Raw genomic sequence first — 20,124 nt, 5'->3', positions numbered from 1 at the left:
AAAGACATTGATGCGGTAATCGTTCGGTGTGCATTCCGGACATAAACGACGTGAGTGATCATGGCGGTCGGGTGTTTCTTCCGCTTCTTCTCATTGGTCGTTCATCGTTCAGCGTTCGTCGCCCGCGCGGACGACCCGCGCGGGCCACCTACCATCGCGGCATGGAGCCCTTCACCCTGACCGACGGCGTCGTCGAGCTCTCCGTGCCCACCGAGAAGGACGTCGACGCGGTCCTCGGGGCCTGCCAGGACCCGGCGATCCAGGAGTGGACCACCGTCCCCTCGCCGTACCGCCTGCGCGACGCCGAGACGTTCGTGCGTGACGTCTCCGTCCGCGGCTGGGAGCTCGACACGCCCCACTGGGCGGTCCGGGAGCTCGGTCCGGACGGTCCGACGCTCGTGGGTGTCGTCTCCTGCGGCCCCGTCCGAGCGGGTGCCCGCACCGAGATCGGCTACTGGATGGCGCCGGCCGGCCGCGGGCGCGGGCTGCTGGCGCGGGCGCTCGACCTCGTCCTCGACGAGCTCTTCGCCCGGGGGGTCGCGGCCGCCGGGTGGTCCGCGGAGATCCACGACGGCGAGCCCAACTGGGACTCGTGGCGCGTCGCGTGGCGGCTCGGGTTCCGCGCCGAGGGTGTGTCTCGCGCCGCCTTCCCCAACAAGGGCGTGCTCCACGACGGTCTTCGCGCCACACTCCTCGCCACGGACCCGCGCGAGCCGGCGGCGCCCTGGGACGGCCCGGCCCGCGAGAGCGGCGACGACCCGTCCGACCTCGGCGATGCCGGCGCGGACGATGCGGCAGGCGCCGGGGGGCGAGAAGCCCAGTCGGACGCGGACGCAGGCGCGGGCGAGGACACCTCGCCGCCCCGGGTCCCGGCGATGCCCGACCCGCGCGACCCGGAGGCGCTGGTGCGCCAGTTCCACGCCACCTACGACCTGCCGGTCGTCACGACCGGTCCCGAGGCCGACGTCGAGCGCGTCCACATGCGCACCGGCCTCGTCGTCGAGGAGGCGGCCGAGCTCGTCGGGGCCGTCTACGGCGAGCGCGCCGAGCAGATCATGACCGAGGCGTTCGCCCGCGCGGTCGGGGCCGACGACGGCACCCGGGACACGGTCGAGGTGGCGGACGCCCTCGGGGACCTCGTCTACGTCGCCTACGGGATGGCGCTCGAGTGCGGCATCCCGCTGCCCGCGGTGCTCCGCGAGATCCAGGCCTCCAACCTGTCCAAGCTCGGCGGGGACGGCCGCCCGATCTACCGCGCGGACGGCAAGGTGCTCAAGGGCCCGGGATACTTCCCGCCCGACGTCGACGGCGTGCTGCGCCGGGAACGCCTGACCGGCTGACGACACGCACCCGCGGAGCAGTGCCACCATGGTCCGATGACCAGCCCCGACGCCGTGACTCTGCCCGACGACAACCCGTTCTCCCGACCCTCGCCGCTCCCGTTCGGGATGCCCGAGTTCGGCGCGATCAGGCCCGAGCACCTGCTTCCGGCGCTTCGCGCGGGCCGGGCGGCCCAGCGCGCCGAGTGGGAGTCCGTCGCGTCGGACCCGCAGGAGCCCACGGTGGAGAACACGCTCGTGGCGCTCGAGCGCTCGGGCGAGCTGCTCACTCGCGCGGCCGTCGTCCTGTCGACGCTCGCCGGCTCCGTCGGCGGCCCTGAGTACGACGCGATCTCCGCCGAGAACGCCCCGGAGTCCTCCGCGCACGGCGACGCCTTCTGGTTGGACGCGCGCCTCTACGACCGCTTCCGGGTGCTGCAGTCCGCGGGGGGCCTCGACGAGCAGGACGCCTGGGCGGTCGACGAGTACGTGCGCGGGTTCGAGCGTCGCGGCGTCGGCCTGGACGAGGCCGGGACCGCCCGGCTGCGTGCCCTCAACGCCGAGATCGCCGAGCTGACGACCGACTTCCGCAACCGGGCCGCCGCGGGCATGGCCGCCGCCGCGCTGCCGGTGCGCGACGAGGCGGCGCTCGCCGGCCTCGACGAGTCGCGCCGCCGGACCCTCGCGGAGTCGGCCGCGGCCCGGCCCGCCGCGGCCGACGGCGCCGAGCACCTCGTCACCTACGTGCTGCCCAGCCAGCAGCCCCTGCTCACCGAGCTCACGGACCCGGCCACGCGCGCCGAGGTGCTCGCCCGGTCCGTGACGCGCGGGACCGGCACGGACCCCGCGACCGACACCCGTGCCCTCGTGCGGGCGATCGCGCGCGCCCGCGCCGAGCGCGCCCGCCTGCTCGGGGCTGAGCACCACGCGGAGATCGTCGCCCGCGGGGCCACCGCCCCGGACTCCGACGCGATCACCGCCATGCTCGGCCGCCTCGCGCGCCCCGCGGTGCGCAACGCCGCCCGGGAGGCCGAGGACCTCGCGGCGCTCGCGGCCGCCGACCCTCAGCGGCCGGCCGACGCCGGCGAGCTCGCGGCGGGCGACTGGTCCTACTACGCCGAGCGGCTGCGGACCCAGCGGTTCGACGTCGACGACGCGGTCCTGCGCCCCTACCTCGAGCTGGACTCCGTGCTGGAGCGCGGCGTGTTCCTCGCCGCCGGACGCCTGTACGGCCTCACCTTCACCGAGCGCCCCGACATCGAGGGCTACGCCGACGGCGTGCGCGTGTGGGAGGTCCGCGAGGAGGACGGCACGCCGCTGGGCCTGTTCGTCGGCGACTTCTACGCCCGCGAGCACAAGCGGGGCGGTGCGTGGATGCACGACCTCGTCACCGCGTCGACGCTGACCGGGAAGGCGCCGGTCGTCGTCAACAACGCCAACATCACGCGGCCGCCGGCGGGGGAGCCGACGCTGCTCGTGTGGGACGAGGTGCGGACCCTCTTCCACGAGTTCGGGCACACGCTGCACTCGCTGCTCACCTCCGCGCGCTACCCGGGCTTCGCCGGGACGGCCCTGCCGCGGGACTTCGTCGAGTACCCCTCACAGGTCAACGAGCAGTGGATGGAGCACCCGGAGGTGCTGGCGTCCTTCGCCCGCCACCACGTCACCGGCGAGCCGCTCCCGGAGGCGACCGCCGGGCGGCTGCGGTCGATGGGCGCCTACGGCCAGGGCTTCGCGACGTCCGAGTACCTCGGCGCCGCGCTCGTGGACCAGGCCTGGCACCGCATCGGCCCGGACGAGGTGCCCGCGGACGACGCGGGGGTCCTGCCCTTCGAGGCCGCGGCCCTCGCCGACGCCGGACTCACCGACCCGCGGATCCCGCCGAGGTACCGCACCACGTACCTCAACCATTCGTTCGGCGGCGGGTACGACGCGAGCTACTACGCCTACATCTGGTCCGAGGTGCTCGACGCCGAGACCGTCAACTGGTTCCGCGCCCACGACGCGGGCAACCTCGGGCTCACGCGCGCGGCCGGCGAGACGTTCCGCGACGAGCTGCTCTCGCGCGGCAACTCCCGCGACCCGCTGGCATCCGTCGAGACGCTCCTGGGCCGCACGCCGTCCATCGAGCCGCTGCTTGCCCGTCGCGGCCTGGACGACTGACACCCGCACGCTCGAGGTCGACGAACCGCACGCTCGAGGTCGACGAACCGCACGCTCGAGGTCGACGAACCGCACGCTCGACGACCGACGACGAAGGGCCCCGCCTGTCGGCGGGGCCCTTCGCTCGTTCAGCGGATCAGCGCTGGACCGTCAGGGTGTCGGTCCCGTTGCCGTCCCAGTCGCCCACGTGGACGACGTCGTTCGCACGCCCGTAGCGGATGGTCTGCTCCGCCCAGCCGTCGGTCAGCGAGTTGCGCAGGAAGTACTCGTTCCCGCGGCGCACGGCGAGCGTGTCGATCTCGTCGCCGTCCCAGTCACCCACGTAGATCTCGTCGCCCGCGCGACCGTAGGTGAACACCGAGTCCGCCCAGCCGTCGCGCACCGTGTTGGCCACGAAGTACGTGTTGCCACGGCGCACGGTCAGCGAGTCGGTCCGGTCGCCGTCGAAGTCGCCCACGATGACGTCGTCACCGGCGCGACCGTAGGTCACCTCGGCGTCGGCCCAGCCCGTCTGCATCGTGTTGCTGACGAAGTACTGGGCGCCACGACGCACCGTGAAGGTGTCGAAGCCGTCGCCGTCCCAGTCACCCACGAGCACGACGTCGTCCGCGCGGCCGTAGTGGATCTCGTCCACCGCGGCGTTGCCTCGGGCGTCGTTGTTGATGAGGTACCGGTTCCCGCGGCGCACGGAGATCGTGTCGACGCCGTCGCCGTCCCAGTCACCCACGAGCACCTCGTCGTCCGGACGTCCGAACTCGTAGGTGTACTCGGCGGGACCGTCCGCCCAGGTGTTCGCCGTGAAGAACGTCGACACCGGGCCGCTGGTGGGCGGCGGCACGTCGTCGCCGCCGCGGTCGATCGTGAACGCACCGGACGTCCACCGCTCGAACTCACCGGCCTCCTCCGAGCCCAGCGGGGCGACCGCGGTGAGCTCGAAGACGTAGTCGCCGTCCGGCAGGGCCACGCGGCCCGTCCGGTCGTCGGTCAGGACGGTGCCGTCCCAGGTCCACAGGTCGATCCCGGGGGAGAGGCCGACCGTCTGCTCGGTGCGGACGATGCCGCCGCCCGTGCGGGCGCCTGCCTGGTCGGCCGGGTAGACGCGCAGGGTGAGCTCCTGGGCGCTGTGCTCGAGCGCCCAGACGGCCGCGGGCTGGTCGAGCAGCTCGAGGCTGAACGTGCCGCCCGCCTCGACGGGCTCGAACGTCGCGCCGGCCTGGCACTCGCCGCCGACGAACCGCTCGCACTCGACGAGCTGGCCGAGCGTCCCGTTCTCCTCGCCCTCGACGAGGTCCTCGAGGAGGTTGACCGCCTGGTAGTCGCCCGCGAAGCCGTAGAACGGCAGCGAGATCGGCTCCACGGACTCGTCGGTCGGGGTGAGGACGACGTAGCCGCCGTACTGCGCGCCGAGCTCCTCGAGACCCGGGTCCGGGGTGATGGCGTACGAGAACGTGGCGGAGCCGCCCGCGGGGACGGTGACCTCGGACGGGCCGGCGTAGGTCGACGCGCCCTCGTAGATCCCGTAGTTCCACGAGCCCGTCGACGCGACCGCGTCGACCGTGGAGATCTCGTAGGTGACGTCGGCGCCCGACGTCGACGTCAGGGTGACCTCGCCGGACGACGGACCGTGCTCGGACTCGCCGAGGACCAGCTGGCCCGGGCTCGCGATGACGCCGGCCTGGATCGACTCGTCGATCTGGATGAGGCCGGCGCCCTGGCGGTGCACGGCGTCGAGCAGCCCGAGCTCCGGGTTGCCGTTCCAGTTCGCGGGCTCGGCGTAGTTCTGCAGGACGTCGCGGATCAGACCCGAGTCGGTGCCCGGGTGCGCCTCGAGGTACAGCGCGACCGCGCCCGCGACGTGCGGGGCGGACATCGACGTGCCGGTCAGCGTGGCGTAGCCGCCCGACTCGAGCGGGTACGGGGCGTAGATCGAGCCGCCGGGCGCGCCGAGGTTCGGCTTGAGGTCGAGCTCGGCGCTGCCGCCCCAGGAGGAGCCGACGTTGATGAGTCCGGCGGTCGGGCTGACGACCTCGATCTCCTGGTCCGTGACCGTGACGGAGAAGCCGTCGGTGCCGATGGACTCGGCGAGGGCGATCCCGTCGTCCTGGCTGACGACCGTCACCGGGATGGTGATCGCCGGGTCGCCCGCGACGGTCGCGGCGGCGAGGCCCGGGGCGTTGTTGTAGATGATGAGCGCCTCGGCGCCCGCCTCCTGAGCGTTGAGCGCCTTGATGTGGAACGTGCAGTCGCCGCGCTGAATGAGCACGAGCTGACCCGTGTGGTCCTCCTCGAGCGGGGTGCAGCCCTGGGCGGACGCCTCACCGGGCGTGCCGATCGAGGCGATCTCGGTGTAGGTCGTCCCGGGCACCGGCTCGGGCGCCTCGGTCGCGGGCATGTGCCCGATGAGCTCGCCGTCCGGGCCGATCTCGAGCGCGTCGGCCGTCACCGCGAGGTTGTCGTACATCGCGACGCCGATGACGCTCTCACCGTTGCCGGGGGAGCCGGCGGCCCAGGGGCCGAGCTCGCCCTCGTTGCCGATGGAGGCGGTGACGACCATGCCGAGGTCGTGCAGGCGCGAGGCGATGACCGACGTCGGGTAGTCGTTCCAGCCCGCGAAGGCGGAGCCGATCGACATGTTGAGGACGTCCGCGCCGTCCGCGTACGCGAGCTCCATGGCGGCGTTCATGATGTCGGTCTCGGTGGAGCCGTCGCAGCCGAACACCCGGTAGGAGCCGAGGGTGACCCCGGGGGCGACGCCGCGGACACCGCCCGCGGTGGTGTCGCCGTCCGCGCCGACGATGCCGGCGACGTGGGTGCCGTGGCCCTGGCAGTCGTCGGGGTCGTTGTCCGGGCGGGGGATCGGCTGGTAGTTGGGCGAGGCCGGGTCGGCGTTGTAGTCGTCGCCGACGAAGTCGTGACCGGTCGTCACGCGCGCGGTCGGGAAGGTGTCGCCGTCCGGGACGCCCGAGCCGCCGAAGTCCTGGTGGTCGTAGTCGATGCCGGTGTCCATGACGGCCACGTGCACGCCCGCGCCATCGAACCCGAGCTCGCTGTAGACGGTGTCCGCGCCGGTCATGGTGACGGCGTTGGCCATCTCGGGGGAGTTGTTCGGGAGCGTCTCCGGCGCGTCGACGATCTCGACGGGCCAGACGCCCGAGACGCCCTGCATGCCGAGGATCGTGTCGATGTCGGAGTCGGCCACCTCGATCGACAGGCCGTTCCAGACGCTGGAGTACTCGTGGCGCACGTCGATCGACACGCCCTCGTTGGCCGCGTCGGTGAGGAAGTTCGCCTGCTGGGCGTCGACGCCGGCCCGGCTGCCGCCCAGGGCGGTCGCGGTGCGGTCGAGGCCGACGAACCAGGCGCCCGACTCGGAGCCCGCGGCGAGCGCGGCGGCGGTGTCGGCGGACATCGAACGGCGGGCGTCCGGGTCGGCCGGGTCGATCTCGGCGACGTCGGCCGAGGCGGGGACGGCGAGAGCCCCGACCAGGAGCGCGGCGGAGGCCGCGGCCACGCCCAACATCCGTCCACCTCCCCGTCGTGCTCGGGTCAAGGGCAGGGTGGGCACGCGTTGAACCTCCGGTACATAGACGATGACGATCGTCGGCGACCGTCACGGTGCGCATCACATCATGCCCTGCCCCACCAGGGAAGACCCACGATCGGGTCGAGCGGGACACCGTGATCGGTTGCGAAACGGTAACGGTGGGGTGTTCCGCCGGTCGCGGGTAGGTTCGAGGGCATGACCGAGCGCATCTCACCCGAGGACGAGGTCCTGTCGATCTGCCGCGACCTCATCCGCATCGACACGTCCAACTACGGCGACGGCTCCGGCCCCGGCGAGCGCGAGGCCGCCGAGCTCGTCATGGGCCTGCTCACCGAGGTCGGGTTCGAGCCCGAGCTCATCGAGTCGGCGCCGCGGCGGTCCAGCGTGCTGCTCCGCATCCCCGGGGAGGACCCCACGCGCGGGGCGCTGGTCCTGCACGGGCACACCGACGTCGTGCCGGCGGCGAAGGACGACTGGAGCGTCGACCCGTTCGGGGCCGAGGTCCGCGACGGCATGGTGTGGGGCCGCGGCGCGGTCGACATGAAGAACATGGACGCGATGATCCTGTCGGTCGTCCGGTCGATGGGCCGGGACGGGTGGCGGCCCCCGCGCGACCTCGTGGTCGGGCTGCTCGCCGACGAGGAGGCCGGCGGCCGCTTCGGCGCGCACTGGCTCGTCGACCACCGGCCCGACGTGTTCGAGGGCGCGACCGAGGCGATCAGCGAGGTCGGGGGCTTCTCCGCGCAGATCGCCGGGCAGCGCGTCTACCTGCTGCAGACCGCCGAGAAGGGGCTGGCCTGGCTGCGCCTGGTGGCGCAGGGCCGCGCCGGCCACGGTTCCCAGGTCAACGAGGACAATGCGGTCGCCCACCTCGCCGCGGCGGTCGCGCGCATCGGCCGCCACGAATGGCCCCTGCACCTCAACAAGACCGTGCGCGCCCTGTTCGACGGCGTCGCCGAGCTCACCGGGACCACCTACGACCCGGAGGACCCGGACAGCGTCGAGAAGCTGGTCGAGCAGTTCGGGTCGGTGCGCAACTTCGTCGGCTCCACGATCCGCACCTCGGCCCACCCCACGCAGCTCGACGCCGGGTACAAGGCCAACGTCGTCCCGGGCTCCGCGACCGCCTCGCTCGACGTGCGCCCGCTGCCGGGCCACGAGGCCGAGGTGCGGGCCACGCTCGCCGAGCTCGCGGGCGACAAGGTGCGGATCGAGGAGATCCACACGGACATCGGCCTCGAGGTGCCCTACTCGGGCGACCTGGTCGACGCGATGGTCGGCGCCCTCGGTCAGGAGGACCCGGACGCGTCGGTGCTGCCGTACATGCTCTCGGGCGGAACTGACAACAAGGCCCTGTCGCGGCTCGGCATCACGGGCTACGGGTTCGCCCCGCTGCGGCTCGACCCCGAGCTGGACTTCGCCGGCATGTTCCACGGCGTCGACGAGCGAGTGAACATCGACGCGCTCACCTTCGGCGCACGGGTGCTCGAGCGGGTGGTGCGGACGAGCTGAGCAGCTCGAACCGGGTCAGTGGTCGGCGAGCGTGGAGACCACCCGCATCGCCCGACGCCGCAGCACGATCTTGCGGGCACCGCCCTCGTAGAGGACGGACCGGGCGAGCTCCCACCGGCCGTACTCGGCCTCGGCGGTGATGAGGCGGCGCGCGTCGGACCGGCCCACGTCGGGCGGGATCGTCATGGTCCGGAACTCGTAGTAGGTGTCGCTCGCGTACCTCGAGCCCGCTCGCGCCATGCCGCCTCCTCGGTGCGTCGGTCGTGCCCGGTCGGGTCGACCGGTCGCACCATCCTGGCCCAGGCTGGCACTTCGCGCGTGCACCGCTAGGCTCGGTCTCATGGCTACGGACCCGCGTGCAGCCCTGGACCGCCTCGTCGCGGCGCTCGAGGAGCACCACCTCGCCGCCGCCGCGGCCCAGGACCCCGACTCCCCGCGCGTGGTCGCGGCCGCCTCGACGATCGCCGAGGTGTTCGTCACCTACGACGACGCCCTGTTCACCGAGTACGGCGTCGACCTCCCGTTCGATCTCTACGACGACGACGAGGACGACGACTACGACGACTACGGGGACGACGAGGACGACGACCTCGAGGACCTCGACGACGAGGACGACGACGAGGTCGACGAACGCCGGTAGCGCCCCGCGCCCGGACCGGCGGGCCCGGAGGGCTCAGAGCCGCTCGGGGTAGCCCAGCGGGATGGCACTGACCTCGTCGAGCGCGCGCTCGATGGACTCCGGGAGGTCGAGCTCGGCCCCCTTGAGGGTCTGCCGGAGCTGCGCGGCGCTGGAGGCCCCCACGAGGGAGACGTCGACGCCGGAGCGCACCGACCACGCGAGCGCCACCTCGGCCGGCGAGACGTCCAGCCCGTCGGCCGCCGTCGCGACGGCCTCCGCGATCGAGGCCGACCGCGCATCCAGGTACGGCTCGACGAAACCCCGCAGATGGGCCGACGCCGCGCGCGACGCGGGCGGCACGCTCGAGCGGTAGCGGCCGGCGAGCACGCCGCGACCGAGCGCGGACCAGGCGATCACCCCCAGGCCCAGCGCGCGTGCGGCCGGCAGGAGCTCGCGCTCGGTCCCGCGCTGGAGCAGCGAGTGCTCCACCTCGACGGCGGCCAGGTGCGGCGCCGGCAGGAGGGTCCGGGACAGGGTCGCCGCGTGCGCGGTCGACCACGCTGGGTGGTTGGCGAGCCCCACGTAGCGGGCGCGGCCGCTGCGCATCGCGTGGTCGAGCGCCCCGAGCGTCTCCTCGAGCGTCGTCTCGGGGTCGGGGCGCTGGACCAGCCACAGGTCCACGCGGTCCGTGCCGAGCCGCACGAGGGACGCGTCGAGCTCGGTGAGCAGGGCCGCCCGGGAGGCGTCCACGACGCCGGTCCCGCCGCGTACCCGGGTGCCCGCCTTGGAGACCACGACGACGTCGTCGCGCACGCGGCGCTCGGCCAGCTGGGCGCCGAGGATCTCCTCGGCCGCCCCGTCCGCGTACGACGCCGCGGTGTCGATCACGGTCCCGCCGACGTCGAGGAACGCCTCGAGGTGCTCGGCGGCGTCGTGCTCGTCGGTGTCCCGGCCCCAGGTCAGGGTGCCGAGGCCGACGGCGGACACGGCGAGGCCCGTGGCCCCGAGGCGGGAGGTGCGCATGGCGTCACGGTAGCCGCCCCGGCCGACGGACCTCGCGAGCGGATACCGTGTCCCCCCGTGACATGGTGGGAGACGATCGTCCTCGGGATCGTGCAGGGACTCACGGAGTTCCTGCCGATCTCGTCGTCCGCGCACATCCGGATCTTCGGCGAGCTGCTGCCGTCGAGGACGGACCCGGGCGCCGCGTTCACCGCGATCTCCCAGCTCGGCACCGAGGCGGCGGTCGTCGTCTACTTCCGCAGGGACATCGCGCGGATCGTCTCGCACTGGTTCCGGGCGCTCCCGGTGGGGCCGTGGAAGAGGCAGCTGCCCGCGAGCGACCCCGACGCCCGCATGGGCTGGTTCGTCATCGTGGGCTCGATCCCCATCGGGGTCCTCGGCCTGCTGCTCGAGTCGTGGATCGACACCACGTTCCGGCACCTGTTCATCACCGCCGCGATGCTCGCGCTGTTCGGCCTGCTCCTGCTCGTCGCGGACCGCACGGCGAAGCAGACCAAGGGCCTGGACCACCTCTCGTGGTGGGACGCGATCCTCCTCGGCCTCGCTCAGTCCCTCGCCCTGGTGCCCGGCGTGTCCCGATCGGGCGCGACGATCACGATGGGACTGTTCCTCGGCCTCACGCGCGAGGCGGCGGCCCGGATGTCGTTCCTGCTCGCCATCCCGGCCGTCATCGCGTCCGGCATGTACAAGCTGTTCTCGGACGTCCTCCTGAGCGACGCGCCGCCGGCCCCCGGGGAGCCGAGCCTGTTCGCCACCTTCCTGGCGACGGTCGTCGCGTTCGTCGTCGGCTACTGGGTCATCGTGTGGTTCCTCAAGCTCGTCTCCACCCGCACGTACCTCCCCTTCGTCGTCTACCGGATCGTCCTCGCCGTCGCGATCGTCGCCCTCGTCCTCGGCGGCGTCATCTCGGCCACCGCCTGACCTCGGCTGCCGGCACGGCCCCGGGGCGGGACGCGGACGGCCCGGCCCGCTTCCCGCCCGATCCTCGACGGGGCGCGGACGGCCCGGCCCGTGCCCGCCCGATCCGAACTAGGGTCGAGCGGTGAGGTCCTGGTCCGCCCCCGTCGTCCCCGAGCTTCCCGACCGCGGTGGGGAGGTGCGTCTCGCCCCCACCGTGGGCCTGCCGCCGACCTCGCCGCCGGAGCCCCAGGAGCCGGGCGCGCGCCGGCTCTACGTCTGCGGCATCACCCCCTACGACGCCACCCACCTCGGACACGCCGCCACCTACGTCGGCTACGACCTGCTCGTGCGTGCCTGGCTCGACACCGGGGTCGACGTCCGCTACGTGCAGAACGTCACCGACGTCGACGATCCGCTGCTCGACCGGGCGCGGGAGACCGGCGTGGACTGGGTCGAGCTCGCCGCGGAGCAGACCGAGCTGTTCCGCTCGGACATGACGGCTCTACGGGTCGTGCCGCCCACCGACTACGTGGGTGCGGTGGAGTCCGTGCCGCTCGTCGTCGAGGCCGTGTCGCGGATGCTCGCCTCCGGCGCCGCCTACCGGGTGCCGGCCGACGACGCCCTCGACGCCGCCTCGCCGGGCGACGTCTACGCGGACCTGTCCGCCGACCCGGGATTCGGCAGCGTGTCCGGGATGAGCCGCGAGGAGATGCTCACCGCGTTCGGCGAGCGCGGGGGCGACCCGGAGCGGCCCGGCAAGAAGGATGCGCTGGACCCCCTGCTGTGGCGCGTGGCGCGGGCGGACGAGCCCGCCTGGGACGGCGCCGACCTGGGCGAGGGGCGGCCGGGGTGGCACATCGAGTGCGCGTGCATCGCCGCGACGCACCTGGGGCTGCCGATCGACGTCCAGGGCGGCGGCAGCGACCTGCTGTTCCCGCACCACGAGATGTCGGAGTCGCACCTGCGCGTGCTCACCGACCGTCCGGGCGCCGTGCGGCTGCACGCGCACGGCGGGATGGTGGGCTACGAGGGCACGAAGATGAGCAAGTCGCTGGGCAACCTCGTCCTGGTGTCGCGGCTCGTCGCCGCGGGGGAGGAGCCCGCGGCCGTGCGGCTCGCGCTGCTGGCCGGTCACTACGCGGCCGACCGGGAGTACTCCGACGGCGTGCTGGCGTCCGCCAAGGAACGGCTTGCGACCTGGCGGGCCGCTGTGGCCGCGGCGTCGACGGCCCCCGCGGCGGAGGGCGGGGAGTCGGGCGTACCGGCGGGGCCCGAGGGCCTGGCGGCCGGTGCCCCGACCGAGCGGGACGTGCTCGACGGCGTGCGCGCCGCCCTGCGCGACGACCTCGACTCGCCCCGCGCGCTGGAGGTCGTCGACGAGTGGGCCGCGGCCGTCCTCGCCGCGGCGACGACCACCGGTGGTGAGCCGGGCCGGGTGCCGGGCGCGCTCGTGCGCGACACCGTCGACGCACTGCTGGGGGTCGACCTCTCCGTGTGACGCAAGGCTCCGCGCGGTCGTGGCGTCGGACGCAGGAATAAGTTGAGACTTCAACTAGTTTTGCCGGTATGACCACGACCTCCGCCCAGCTGCTGCCCGCCACCACGTCCATGGGGACCGTCCGCCTGCGCGTCCGGGACCTCGACACCGTCGTCCGCTTCTACGAGGAGGGGGCCGGCCTCGTCCGCGTCGGCGAGGACCGCGCGAGCGTCCGGCTCGGCCTGCCCGCCGCCGGCGACGAGCCGGCCCGGGTGCTCGTCGAGATCACCCACGCGCCCGACCTGCCGGTGCGCCCGAGCGGCTCGGCCGGCCTGTTCCACACGGCGATCCTCTACAGCACCCCGGCCGACCTCTCGGCCGCGGTCCTGCGCCTGGCGCGGGCCGGCGCCCGCTTCACCGGCTCCTCGGACCACCTCGTCTCCGAGGCCTTCTACTTCGACGACCCGGAGGGCAACGGGGTCGAGCTTTACATCGACCGTCCCCGCGACGCCTGGACCTGGACGGACGGCCAGGTCCAGATGGCGACGATCTTCCTCGACCCGAACGCCTACCTGGACAAGCACCTCGACCGCGAGCACGGCGTCCCGGTGGGCGCCACGGTCGGCCACGTCCACCTCCAGGTCGGGGACACGGCGACCGCGCGCGACTTCTACGTCGACACCCTCGGGTTCGACGCCACGTTCGAGATCCCCGGTCAGGCCCTGTTCGTCTCCGCCGGCGGCTACCACCACCACATGGCGATGAACGTCTGGGGGACGCGCGGCGCGGGTCTGCGCGCCCCGGCTCTCGGGCTCGGCCGGTCCGTCCTCGAGATCGGGGACGCCACGGCCGTCGGCGAGGCCGCCGAGCGCCTGCGCGCGGCCGGCCACCAGGTCGACGACGACGGCGCGGCCCTCGAGGTCGACGACCCGTGGGGCAACCGCCTGCGGCTCGTCGGCTGAGCCGTCACCTGCCGGTCGGCGGCGGCGGGCCGGAGCCCTTGTCCGGGCTCCCGCCGTCGCGCCGACGGAGATAGCGCTCGAACTCCCGCGCGATCGCCTCGCCGCTGGCCTCCGGCAGCTCGGCGGTGTCCTTGGACTCCTCGAGCATCTCGACGTACTCCGCGACGTCGTCGTCCTCCTGCGCGAGCTCGTCGACGGCCCGCTGCCACGCGGCGGCGTCCTCGGCGAGGTCCCGTGTGGGCAGCGACATGCCGACGAGGTCCTCGAGCGCGACCAGCAGCGCGAGCGTCGCCTTCGGCGACGGCGGCTGGGAGACGTAGTGCGGCACCGCCGCCCACATCCCGATGGCGCTCAGGCCCCGCTCCTGGCTCAGCGCCCCGAGCACGCCCACGATGCCGGTGGGCCCCTCGTAGTCCGGGGAGGACAGGCCCAGTGCCTCCTGGATCGCCGGGTCGTCGGACGAGGACTGCACCGGGATGGGGCGCGTGTGCGGCACGTCGGCGAGCAGTGCACCGACCGAGACCAGCGTCCGCACGCCCGCCGCCTCGAGAGCGTCGAGGATCTCCGCGCAGTAGCGCGACCATCGCAGGGAGGGCTCGACCCCCCGCACGATGACGAGCCGCTCGCCGGTGGAAGGGGACGTGGCGAGCAGCACCTCGGTGCGCGGGAACGTGAGGATCCGAGAGCCGTCGGGCCCGCGCTCGACCCGCGGCCGGTTGACCTGCAGGTCGTGGTACTCCTCCGGGTCCAGGACGGCGAGCGTCTTGGTGTCCCAGTCCTCGGCGACGAACGCCAGCGCCGAGGTCGCCGCGGAGCCGGCGTCGTTCCAGCCGTCGAACGCGGCCAGCGCGACGAGGCCGTCGCGCGGGGGAGGGACGCCGTCGTCGGGGCTGTGCCCGGCGTCGTCGGCCGGACCGGTGGCCGCGGTGTCGGGCCGTGTCGTGTCGTCCTGCATGCGCACCAGCGTAGGTCGGGGCGCCCGCGGCCCGGGTAGGGTCGAGACGTGACGCTCCCCGATCTGCCCGAGGCCGTCCTGTGGGACATGGACGGCACCATCATCGACTCCGAGCCGCTGTGGTTCCTCCACCAGAGGACGCTGATCGAGGAGCACGGCGGGCGCTGGGAGGACGAGATGTCCCACGAGCTCGTGGGGCTGAACCTCGAGGACGCCGCCACCACGATGATCGAGAAGGGCGGCATCGATCTCGAGCCCGCCGCGTTCCTCGACGAGCTCGTGGGCCGCGTGGTGGACCACGTGCGCAACGAGGGCGTCGAGCGTCGTCCCGGTGCGTTCGAGCTCATCGAGCAGCTGCGCGAGGCGCGCGTGCCGCAGGCCCTCGTCACGGCGTCCTACTCGCCGTTCGCCGAGGTCGTCTCCGAGCTCGCCGGCGGTTTCGACGTGCTCGTGCCCGGTGACCGGGTCGAGCGGGGCAAGCCCGATCCCGAGGGGTACCTCCTGGCCGCCCGGCTGCTGGGCGCCGACATCGAGCGCTGCGTGGCCATCGAGGACTCGCCGAACGGGCTGCGGGCCGCCCGTGCGTCGGGCGCGCGCTGCCTCGGGATCCCGCACATGGCGGAGATCCCGCACGCCCCCGGCCTGTCGCGTGCCGCCAGCCTCGCCGACGTCAACCTGAGCACGATCCGGGAGATCGGCCGGGGCCGGGACGTCGACCTCCTGGCCGCCTGAGCCCGCCGGGCCGTTCGAGCCCGACGGCTGCCTGAGGCCGCCGGCCGCCCGGGCCTACCGGCTCCAGGGGCCCTCAGGCGCGCCGCACCGTGAGCAGCCGTTCGATCCCGGCCGCCGGCATCTCGGGGGGCGTCCCGCCGAACTGCGGGCACATGTCCTGGAACGAGCACCATCCGCACAGCTTCGACGGGCGGGGCGAGAACACGCCGCTCAGGGCCGCCTCCTCGATGCGTCCCCAGATCTGCTCGATGCGCTCCTGGGCCGCCAGCAGCTCGCGCTCCTCGGGATCGACCGTCAGCGTGCGGCCGTCCGCGAGGTAGACGATCTGCAGCCGGCTGGGCGCCACGCCCGTCGACCGCCACAGCACGAGCCCGTAGAACATCAGCTGGAAGGTCGCCTCGCCCGCGAACCGCGGCGACGGAGACTTCCCCGTCTTGTAGTCGACCACCCGGGTCGCCCCCGTCGGAGCCCGGTCGAGCCGGTCGACGATGCCCCGGAGCAGCACCCCCGAGCCCAGCTCGGCCTCGACGTGCAGCTCACGTCCCGACGGCTCGAGCCGCCGGGGGTTCTCCATGCGGAAGTACTGGGAGACGAGCGCGCGGACCTGGTGCATCCACGCGTCGGCGTCCTCGGGCGAGGTGAACAGGTCCGTCAGGCGCGGGTCCGCCTCGCGCACGTCCTGCCACGCCTGGTCCACGAGACCCAGCGCCACGGGCTCGGTGCGCTCGGGGGCCGGCTGGTCGTAGAGCCGTTCGAGGACCGAGTGGACCACCGTGCCGCGGGTCGCGGCCGGCGAGGGCGGCTCCGGCAGCCGGTCGACGACGCGCAGGCGGAACATCAGCGGGCACTGCTCGAAGTCCTTCGCCCTCGAGGGGGACAGCGCGGCCCGGTACGGGGCCCGGCGGGGGGCCGATGAGGAGGACATGCGAGCAGGCTAACCAGCGGGACCGACACCGCCGCGGACCGCGGACCACCCCTGTGGAGAAGGTGTGGTGGGCTGGTGCGGTGCACACCGAGCCCCGCCGGACGCCCGGCCTCGTCGTCGCCCGGGTCGCGGGCGCCCCGGTCGTGCTCACGTGGAGCTGGCTCCTGCTGGTGGTCGTCGTCGCGCTCGTCTACGGGCGGATCCTTGCCCGGCCCGAGCAGTCGGGCCTCGTCATGGGCCTGCTCGCGGCGCTCGCCGTCTCGATCGCCGTGCTCGTCCACGAGCTCGGCCACGGCCTGACCGGGGCCGCCGTCGGGCTCCGGCCCAAGGAGTTCGTCCTCACCTTCGTGGGTGGGCACACCGCCTTCGACGGGACCGGCCGGGGCCCCTGGGCGGCCGCGGCCGTCACCGCGGCCGGGCCGGCCGCCAACCTCCTGCTGGCCGGCGCGGGCCTCCTGGTCGCCCCGCTGGTCGAGGGTGTCAGCCCCTGGGCGGCCGCCGTCGACGTCGCCGTGGTGATGAACGTCGTCCTCGCGCTGTTCAACCTCGTGCCCGCGCTGCCGCTGGACGGCGGTCGGCTGTGGCTCGAGGTCGCGGAGGGCCTCACGGGCCGGCCGTTGGCCGGCCTGCGGCCCCTCGGCGTGCTCGGGTGTCTCCTGGCGCTCGTGGTCGTCGGCGCCGCCGTCGTGCTGTTCGTGCGGTTCGGGGGATGGCCGGGCCTCATCGTCGTGGCCGCGGCCGCCTCCGCCGGGGCCACCCTCTGGTCCGGCGGCGCGCAGGCCGTGCGCGACGCGGGTCGGCTGCGGCGCGAGCTCGGCCGTGGCACCGGTGGTGGGCCGGGTCCGCGGCCGGGCCCCGTGGCCGGCACCGACACCGACCGCCACACCGGCCACGAAGGCGACCACGGCACCGCCCCCGATGCCGACCCGGGACCGCGCACGTAGACTTCCCGGCCGTGACCCCCGAGCCCCAGACCGATCCCGACCGCTCCGACCGGCCGGGCGGCCCAGGCCCACGGCGCGGGCCGCTGCGGGCGGGGGAGCGCGTCCAGCTCACCGACGTCAAGGGGCGCCACCACACCGTGCTGCTCACCCACGACGGCTACTTCCAGTCCCAGCGCGGCTCGTTCCACCACCGCGACCTCATCGGCAGGCACGAGGGCACGGTGCTCAGCACCCCGACCGGGCACGACCTGCTCGCCCTGCGCCCGCTGCTGGCCGACTACGTGATGTCGATGCCGCGCGGCGCGGCCGTCGTCTATCCCAAGGACGCCGGGCAGATCGTCCAGATGGGCGACATCTTCCCCGGCGCGCGCGTCGTCGAGGCCGGGGTCGGCTCGGGCGCGCTCAGCATGTCGCTGCTCTCGGCGATCGGCGAGTCCGGGACCCTGCACTCGGTGGAGCGGCGCGCGGAGTTCGCTGAGATCGCCGAGGCGAACGTCGACTCCTGGTTCGGGGGCCGCCACCCCGGGTGGACCGTCACGGTCGGCGACCTCGCCGACGTCCTGCTCGCCCACGAGGCGGGCACCGTCGACCGGCTCGTCCTCGACATGCTCGCACCCTGGGAGAACATCGCTCCCGCCGCGCACGCGCTCGCGCCCGGGGGCCTGCTCATCGCCTACGTGGCCACGACGACGCAGCTGAGCCGGGTGGTCGAGGACCTGCGGGCCAGCGAGCGCTTCACCGAGCCACGGCCGTGGGAGTCCATGGTGCGCGGCTGGCACGTCGAGGGACTCGCGGTCCGGCCCGACCACCGGATGGTCGCCCACACCGGCTTCCTCGTCACCGCGCGCGCCCTCGCTCCGGGATCGGCGCCCCCGCAGCGCACACGGCGGCCCGCCAAGGGCGCCGGACCGCTCGGCGCCGGTGCGTCGACGACCCCCGCCGCGCGGACGTCGCGACACGCCCCGCCCGTCGGTGTGGACTCCGGAGAGCACGCCGCGAGCCGCGGTGACGAGGCCGATCCGGCCGACGGCGACGACTGGACCGGCGCGCTGTCCGCCGGCGAGCGGACGATCTCCGTGAAGAAGCTGCGCCGCGTGGGGCGGGACGTGCGTCGCCGGGCCGAGATCGAGGAGTCCGGGTACGCCTCCCGGCCCGCCGCGCCCGGACAGGAGCCCGAGCATGGGCCGGGACCCGGGCCAGCAGCCGGGTCCGGACCCGATTCGTTTCCCGAGGAGTGATCCGCGTCCTGGCGGATCGCCGCGTTCGGCATACGCTGGATATCTGCAAGGTGACGGGAGCGTAATGACGCAGGAGATGTACGGCGAGGCCCGGGCCCGCGAGCTCGAGCAGCAGGCGATATCGCTCGCCGCGAAGAACGAGCGGCTCACGGAGTCGCTCGGCAAGGCGCGGCAGCGCCTGGTCGACCTGCAGGAGCAGGTGGACTCGCTCACCGCGCCCCCCAGCACCTACGGCACGGTCGTCGACGTCGAGCCCGTCGACCGGGTCGCCGACGTCCTGGTCGGCGGCCGCCTCATGCGGCTCACCGTGTCCACGGTCGTCCCCGTCGGCGCCCTGCTGCCCGGTCAGCGGGTGGTGCTCAACGACCAGCTCGCGATCGTCGCCGCGGCCGGCTACGAGCCCAACGGCGAGGTTCTCTCCGTCAAGGAGGTCCTCCCGGACCACCGGGTCCTCGTCATCGGGCGGGGCGACGACGAGCGCGTCCTCACCGTCGGCGGCACGCTGCGCGAGACCCGGATGCGCCCCGGCGACCTCGTACGCGCCGACCTGCGGACCTCGTTCGTGCTCGAGCTCGTCCCGCGTGCCGAGGTCGAGGACCTGCTCCTGGAGGAGGACCCGGACACCGAGTACGCCGACATCGGCGGTCTCGGCCCGCAGATCGAACGCATCCGTGAGGCCGTGGAGATGCCGTTCCTGCACCCCGGCCTGTACGCCGAGCACGGTCTGCGCGCGCCGCGCGGCGTCCTGCTCTACGGCCCCCCGGGCAACGGCAAGACCCTCGTCGCCCGGGCTGTGGCCACCTCGCTCGCGCGCTCCGCCGCCGAGGAGTCCGGCGCCGACCGCGCCCACTCCTACTTCCTGTCGGTCAAGGGTCCCGAGCTGCTCACCCGCTACGTGGGCGAGACCGAGCGGCAGATCCGGGTGATCTTCTCCCGTGCGCGCGAGAAGGCCCGCACGGGCGTGCCGGTCATCGTCTTCTTCGACGAGATGGAGGCCCTGTTCCGCACGCGCGGCTCCGGCGTGTCCTCCGACGTCGAGACGACGATCGTCCCGCAGCTCCTCGCCGAGATCGACGGCGTCGAGGCCCTGGGCAACGTCATCGTCATCGGGGCCTCCAACCGCGAGGACATGATCGACCCCGCGATCCTGCGGCCCGGCCGGCTGGACGTGAAGATCCGCATCGGGCGCCCCGACGCCGAGGGCGCCCGGGAGATCATCTCCAAGCACCTCACCCCCGACCTGCCGATCCACGCCGACGAGCTCGCCGCCCACGGCACGCCGGACGCGGCGGTGGCCGCGATGGGCGCCGCCGTCGTCGACGCGATGTACGCCGCGGACGACTCGACCGCCGTCCTGGAGCTGACGTTCGCCTCGGGCGACCGCCGGGTCCTGCACGTCGGCGACCTCGCGTCGGGCGCGATGCTCGCCTCGATCGTCGACCGGGCCAAGAAGCGGGCCATCCAGGACCTCGTCGCCGGCCGCGGCCGCGGTCTGCGCACCGACCACCTGCTCGCCGGCCTGCGCACCGAGACCCGCGAGAACGAGGCGCTGCGCACGACGATCAAGCCCGCGGACTGGGCCCGGGTCGAGGGCGCCGACAGCGAGCCCGTGACCGCGATCCGCCAGCTGCCGTCCCGCGGCGCCCACGCCCCGGGTCGCGCCGCGGACGGCCCGGGAACGCACGGAGACCCGGCACCGCGGGACGCGGACGGTAGCGCCGCGGAGCGCGACGACGAGCGCCCGGCCGGGCCGACGGACACCCGCCGCGTCATCGACGACGTGCCGACCACCGGCGGCTACCTGTGAGCGC

General features: G+C 73.9%; 16 protein-coding genes. 11 read left to right on the top strand and 5 right to left on the bottom strand.

What is annotated here, in order from left to right; all coding sequences use genetic code 11:
- Positions 1-161 precede the first annotated feature (161 nt).
- Complete coding sequence (locus ACZLKG_RS07715) at positions 162-1,340, top strand: GNAT family N-acetyltransferase (RefSeq protein ID WP_463648406.1); 1,179 nt, start codon at positions 162-164, stop codon at positions 1,338-1,340.
- A 36-nt stretch (positions 1,341-1,376) separates the two neighbouring features.
- Complete coding sequence (locus ACZLKG_RS07710; protein ID WP_463648405.1) at positions 1,377-3,482, top strand: M3 family metallopeptidase; 2,106 nt, start codon at positions 1,377-1,379, stop codon at positions 3,480-3,482.
- 136 nt (positions 3,483-3,618) lie between these two features.
- Here the strand turns inward: ACZLKG_RS07710 and ACZLKG_RS07705 are convergent, their stop codons facing one another.
- A complete protein-coding gene (locus tag ACZLKG_RS07705; RefSeq protein ID WP_463648404.1) occupies positions 3,619-7,002 on the bottom strand; it encodes a S8 family serine peptidase in 3,384 nt (1,127 codons plus the stop codon).
- Between the two features lie 219 nt (positions 7,003-7,221).
- Between ACZLKG_RS07705 and ACZLKG_RS07700 the strand changes: the two genes are divergently transcribed.
- Positions 7,222-8,538 carry a M20/M25/M40 family metallo-hydrolase gene (locus tag ACZLKG_RS07700; RefSeq protein ID WP_463648403.1) on the top strand — a complete coding sequence of 439 codons (1,317 nt, stop codon included), beginning with the start codon at positions 7,222-7,224 and terminating at the stop codon, positions 8,536-8,538.
- A 15-nt stretch (positions 8,539-8,553) separates the two neighbouring features.
- Here ACZLKG_RS07700 and ACZLKG_RS07695 read toward each other — a convergent pair whose 3' ends face one another.
- Positions 8,554-8,778 carry a DUF5703 family protein gene (locus ACZLKG_RS07695; protein ID WP_425709567.1) on the bottom strand — a complete coding sequence of 75 codons (225 nt, stop codon included), beginning with the start codon at positions 8,776-8,778 and terminating at the stop codon, positions 8,554-8,556.
- A 100-nt stretch (positions 8,779-8,878) separates the two neighbouring features.
- On the opposite strand from ACZLKG_RS07695, the gene ACZLKG_RS07690 reads away from it, so the two are divergent.
- Positions 8,879-9,178: a DNA primase gene (locus tag ACZLKG_RS07690; protein ID WP_463648402.1), complete on the top strand. Its 300-nt coding sequence runs from the start codon at positions 8,879-8,881 to the stop codon at positions 9,176-9,178.
- A gap of 33 nt (positions 9,179-9,211) precedes the next feature.
- On the opposite strand, the gene ACZLKG_RS07685 is transcribed toward ACZLKG_RS07690, so the two are convergent.
- Positions 9,212-10,180 carry an aldo/keto reductase gene (locus ACZLKG_RS07685; protein WP_463648401.1) on the bottom strand — a complete coding sequence of 323 codons (969 nt, stop codon included), beginning with the start codon at positions 10,178-10,180 and terminating at the stop codon, positions 9,212-9,214.
- A 57-nt stretch (positions 10,181-10,237) separates the two neighbouring features.
- Here ACZLKG_RS07685 and ACZLKG_RS07680 point away from each other — a divergent pair, with 57 nt between their 5' ends.
- From ACZLKG_RS07680 to ACZLKG_RS07670, 3 genes are all read left to right on the top strand, one after another.
- Positions 10,238-11,101 (top strand): undecaprenyl-diphosphate phosphatase, encoded by an 864-nt coding sequence (locus ACZLKG_RS07680; RefSeq protein ID WP_425709570.1) that lies wholly within the window; start codon positions 10,238-10,240, stop codon positions 11,099-11,101.
- A gap of 121 nt (positions 11,102-11,222) precedes the next feature.
- Positions 11,223-12,578 (top strand): cysteine--1-D-myo-inosityl 2-amino-2-deoxy-alpha-D-glucopyranoside ligase, encoded by a 1,356-nt coding sequence (gene mshC, locus ACZLKG_RS07675; protein ID WP_463648400.1) that lies wholly within the window; start codon positions 11,223-11,225, stop codon positions 12,576-12,578.
- Positions 12,579-12,646: 68 nt separating this feature from the next.
- Positions 12,647-13,519, top strand: coding sequence for a VOC family protein (locus ACZLKG_RS07670; RefSeq protein ID WP_463648399.1), 873 nt, complete (start codon positions 12,647-12,649; stop codon positions 13,517-13,519).
- Between the two features lie 4 nt (positions 13,520-13,523).
- Here the strand turns inward: ACZLKG_RS07670 and ACZLKG_RS07665 are convergent, their stop codons facing one another.
- The gene (locus ACZLKG_RS07665; protein WP_463648398.1) at positions 13,524-14,474 is read right to left on the bottom strand and encodes a PAC2 family protein; all 951 of its coding nucleotides are present in this window, start codon (positions 14,472-14,474) and stop codon (positions 13,524-13,526) included.
- 48 nt (positions 14,475-14,522) lie between these two features.
- On the opposite strand from ACZLKG_RS07665, the gene ACZLKG_RS07660 reads away from it, so the two are divergent.
- Entirely contained in the window at positions 14,523-15,206 is a 684-nt protein-coding gene (locus ACZLKG_RS07660; protein ID WP_463648397.1) for an HAD family hydrolase, read from the top strand.
- Between the two features lie 73 nt (positions 15,207-15,279).
- Here ACZLKG_RS07660 and ACZLKG_RS07655 read toward each other — a convergent pair whose 3' ends face one another.
- Positions 15,280-16,131 (bottom strand): RecB family exonuclease, encoded by an 852-nt coding sequence (locus ACZLKG_RS07655; protein ID WP_463648396.1) that lies wholly within the window; start codon positions 16,129-16,131, stop codon positions 15,280-15,282.
- 80 nt (positions 16,132-16,211) lie between these two features.
- Here ACZLKG_RS07655 and ACZLKG_RS07650 point away from each other — a divergent pair, with 80 nt between their 5' ends.
- The 3 genes from ACZLKG_RS07650 to arc all read left to right on the top strand — a co-directional run bounded on the left by ACZLKG_RS07650 (position 16,212) and on the right by arc (position 20,120).
- The gene (locus ACZLKG_RS07650; RefSeq protein WP_463648395.1) at positions 16,212-17,075 is read left to right on the top strand and encodes a site-2 protease family protein; all 864 of its coding nucleotides are present in this window, start codon (positions 16,212-16,214) and stop codon (positions 17,073-17,075) included.
- An 11-nt stretch (positions 17,076-17,086) separates the two neighbouring features.
- On the top strand, positions 17,087-18,313 hold the full coding sequence (locus ACZLKG_RS07645) for a tRNA (adenine-N1)-methyltransferase (protein WP_463648394.1): 1,227 nt from the start codon (positions 17,087-17,089) through the stop codon (positions 18,311-18,313).
- A gap of 64 nt (positions 18,314-18,377) precedes the next feature.
- Positions 18,378-20,120 (top strand): proteasome ATPase, encoded by a 1,743-nt coding sequence (gene arc, locus ACZLKG_RS07640; RefSeq protein ID WP_463648393.1) that lies wholly within the window; start codon positions 18,378-18,380, stop codon positions 20,118-20,120.
- Positions 20,121-20,124 lie beyond the last annotated feature (4 nt).

The organism is Georgenia sp. Z2081, from assembly GCF_055326445.1.
Note: the sequence above shows the minus strand (reverse complement) of the source record. Positions and strands in the feature narration are given on the sequence as shown.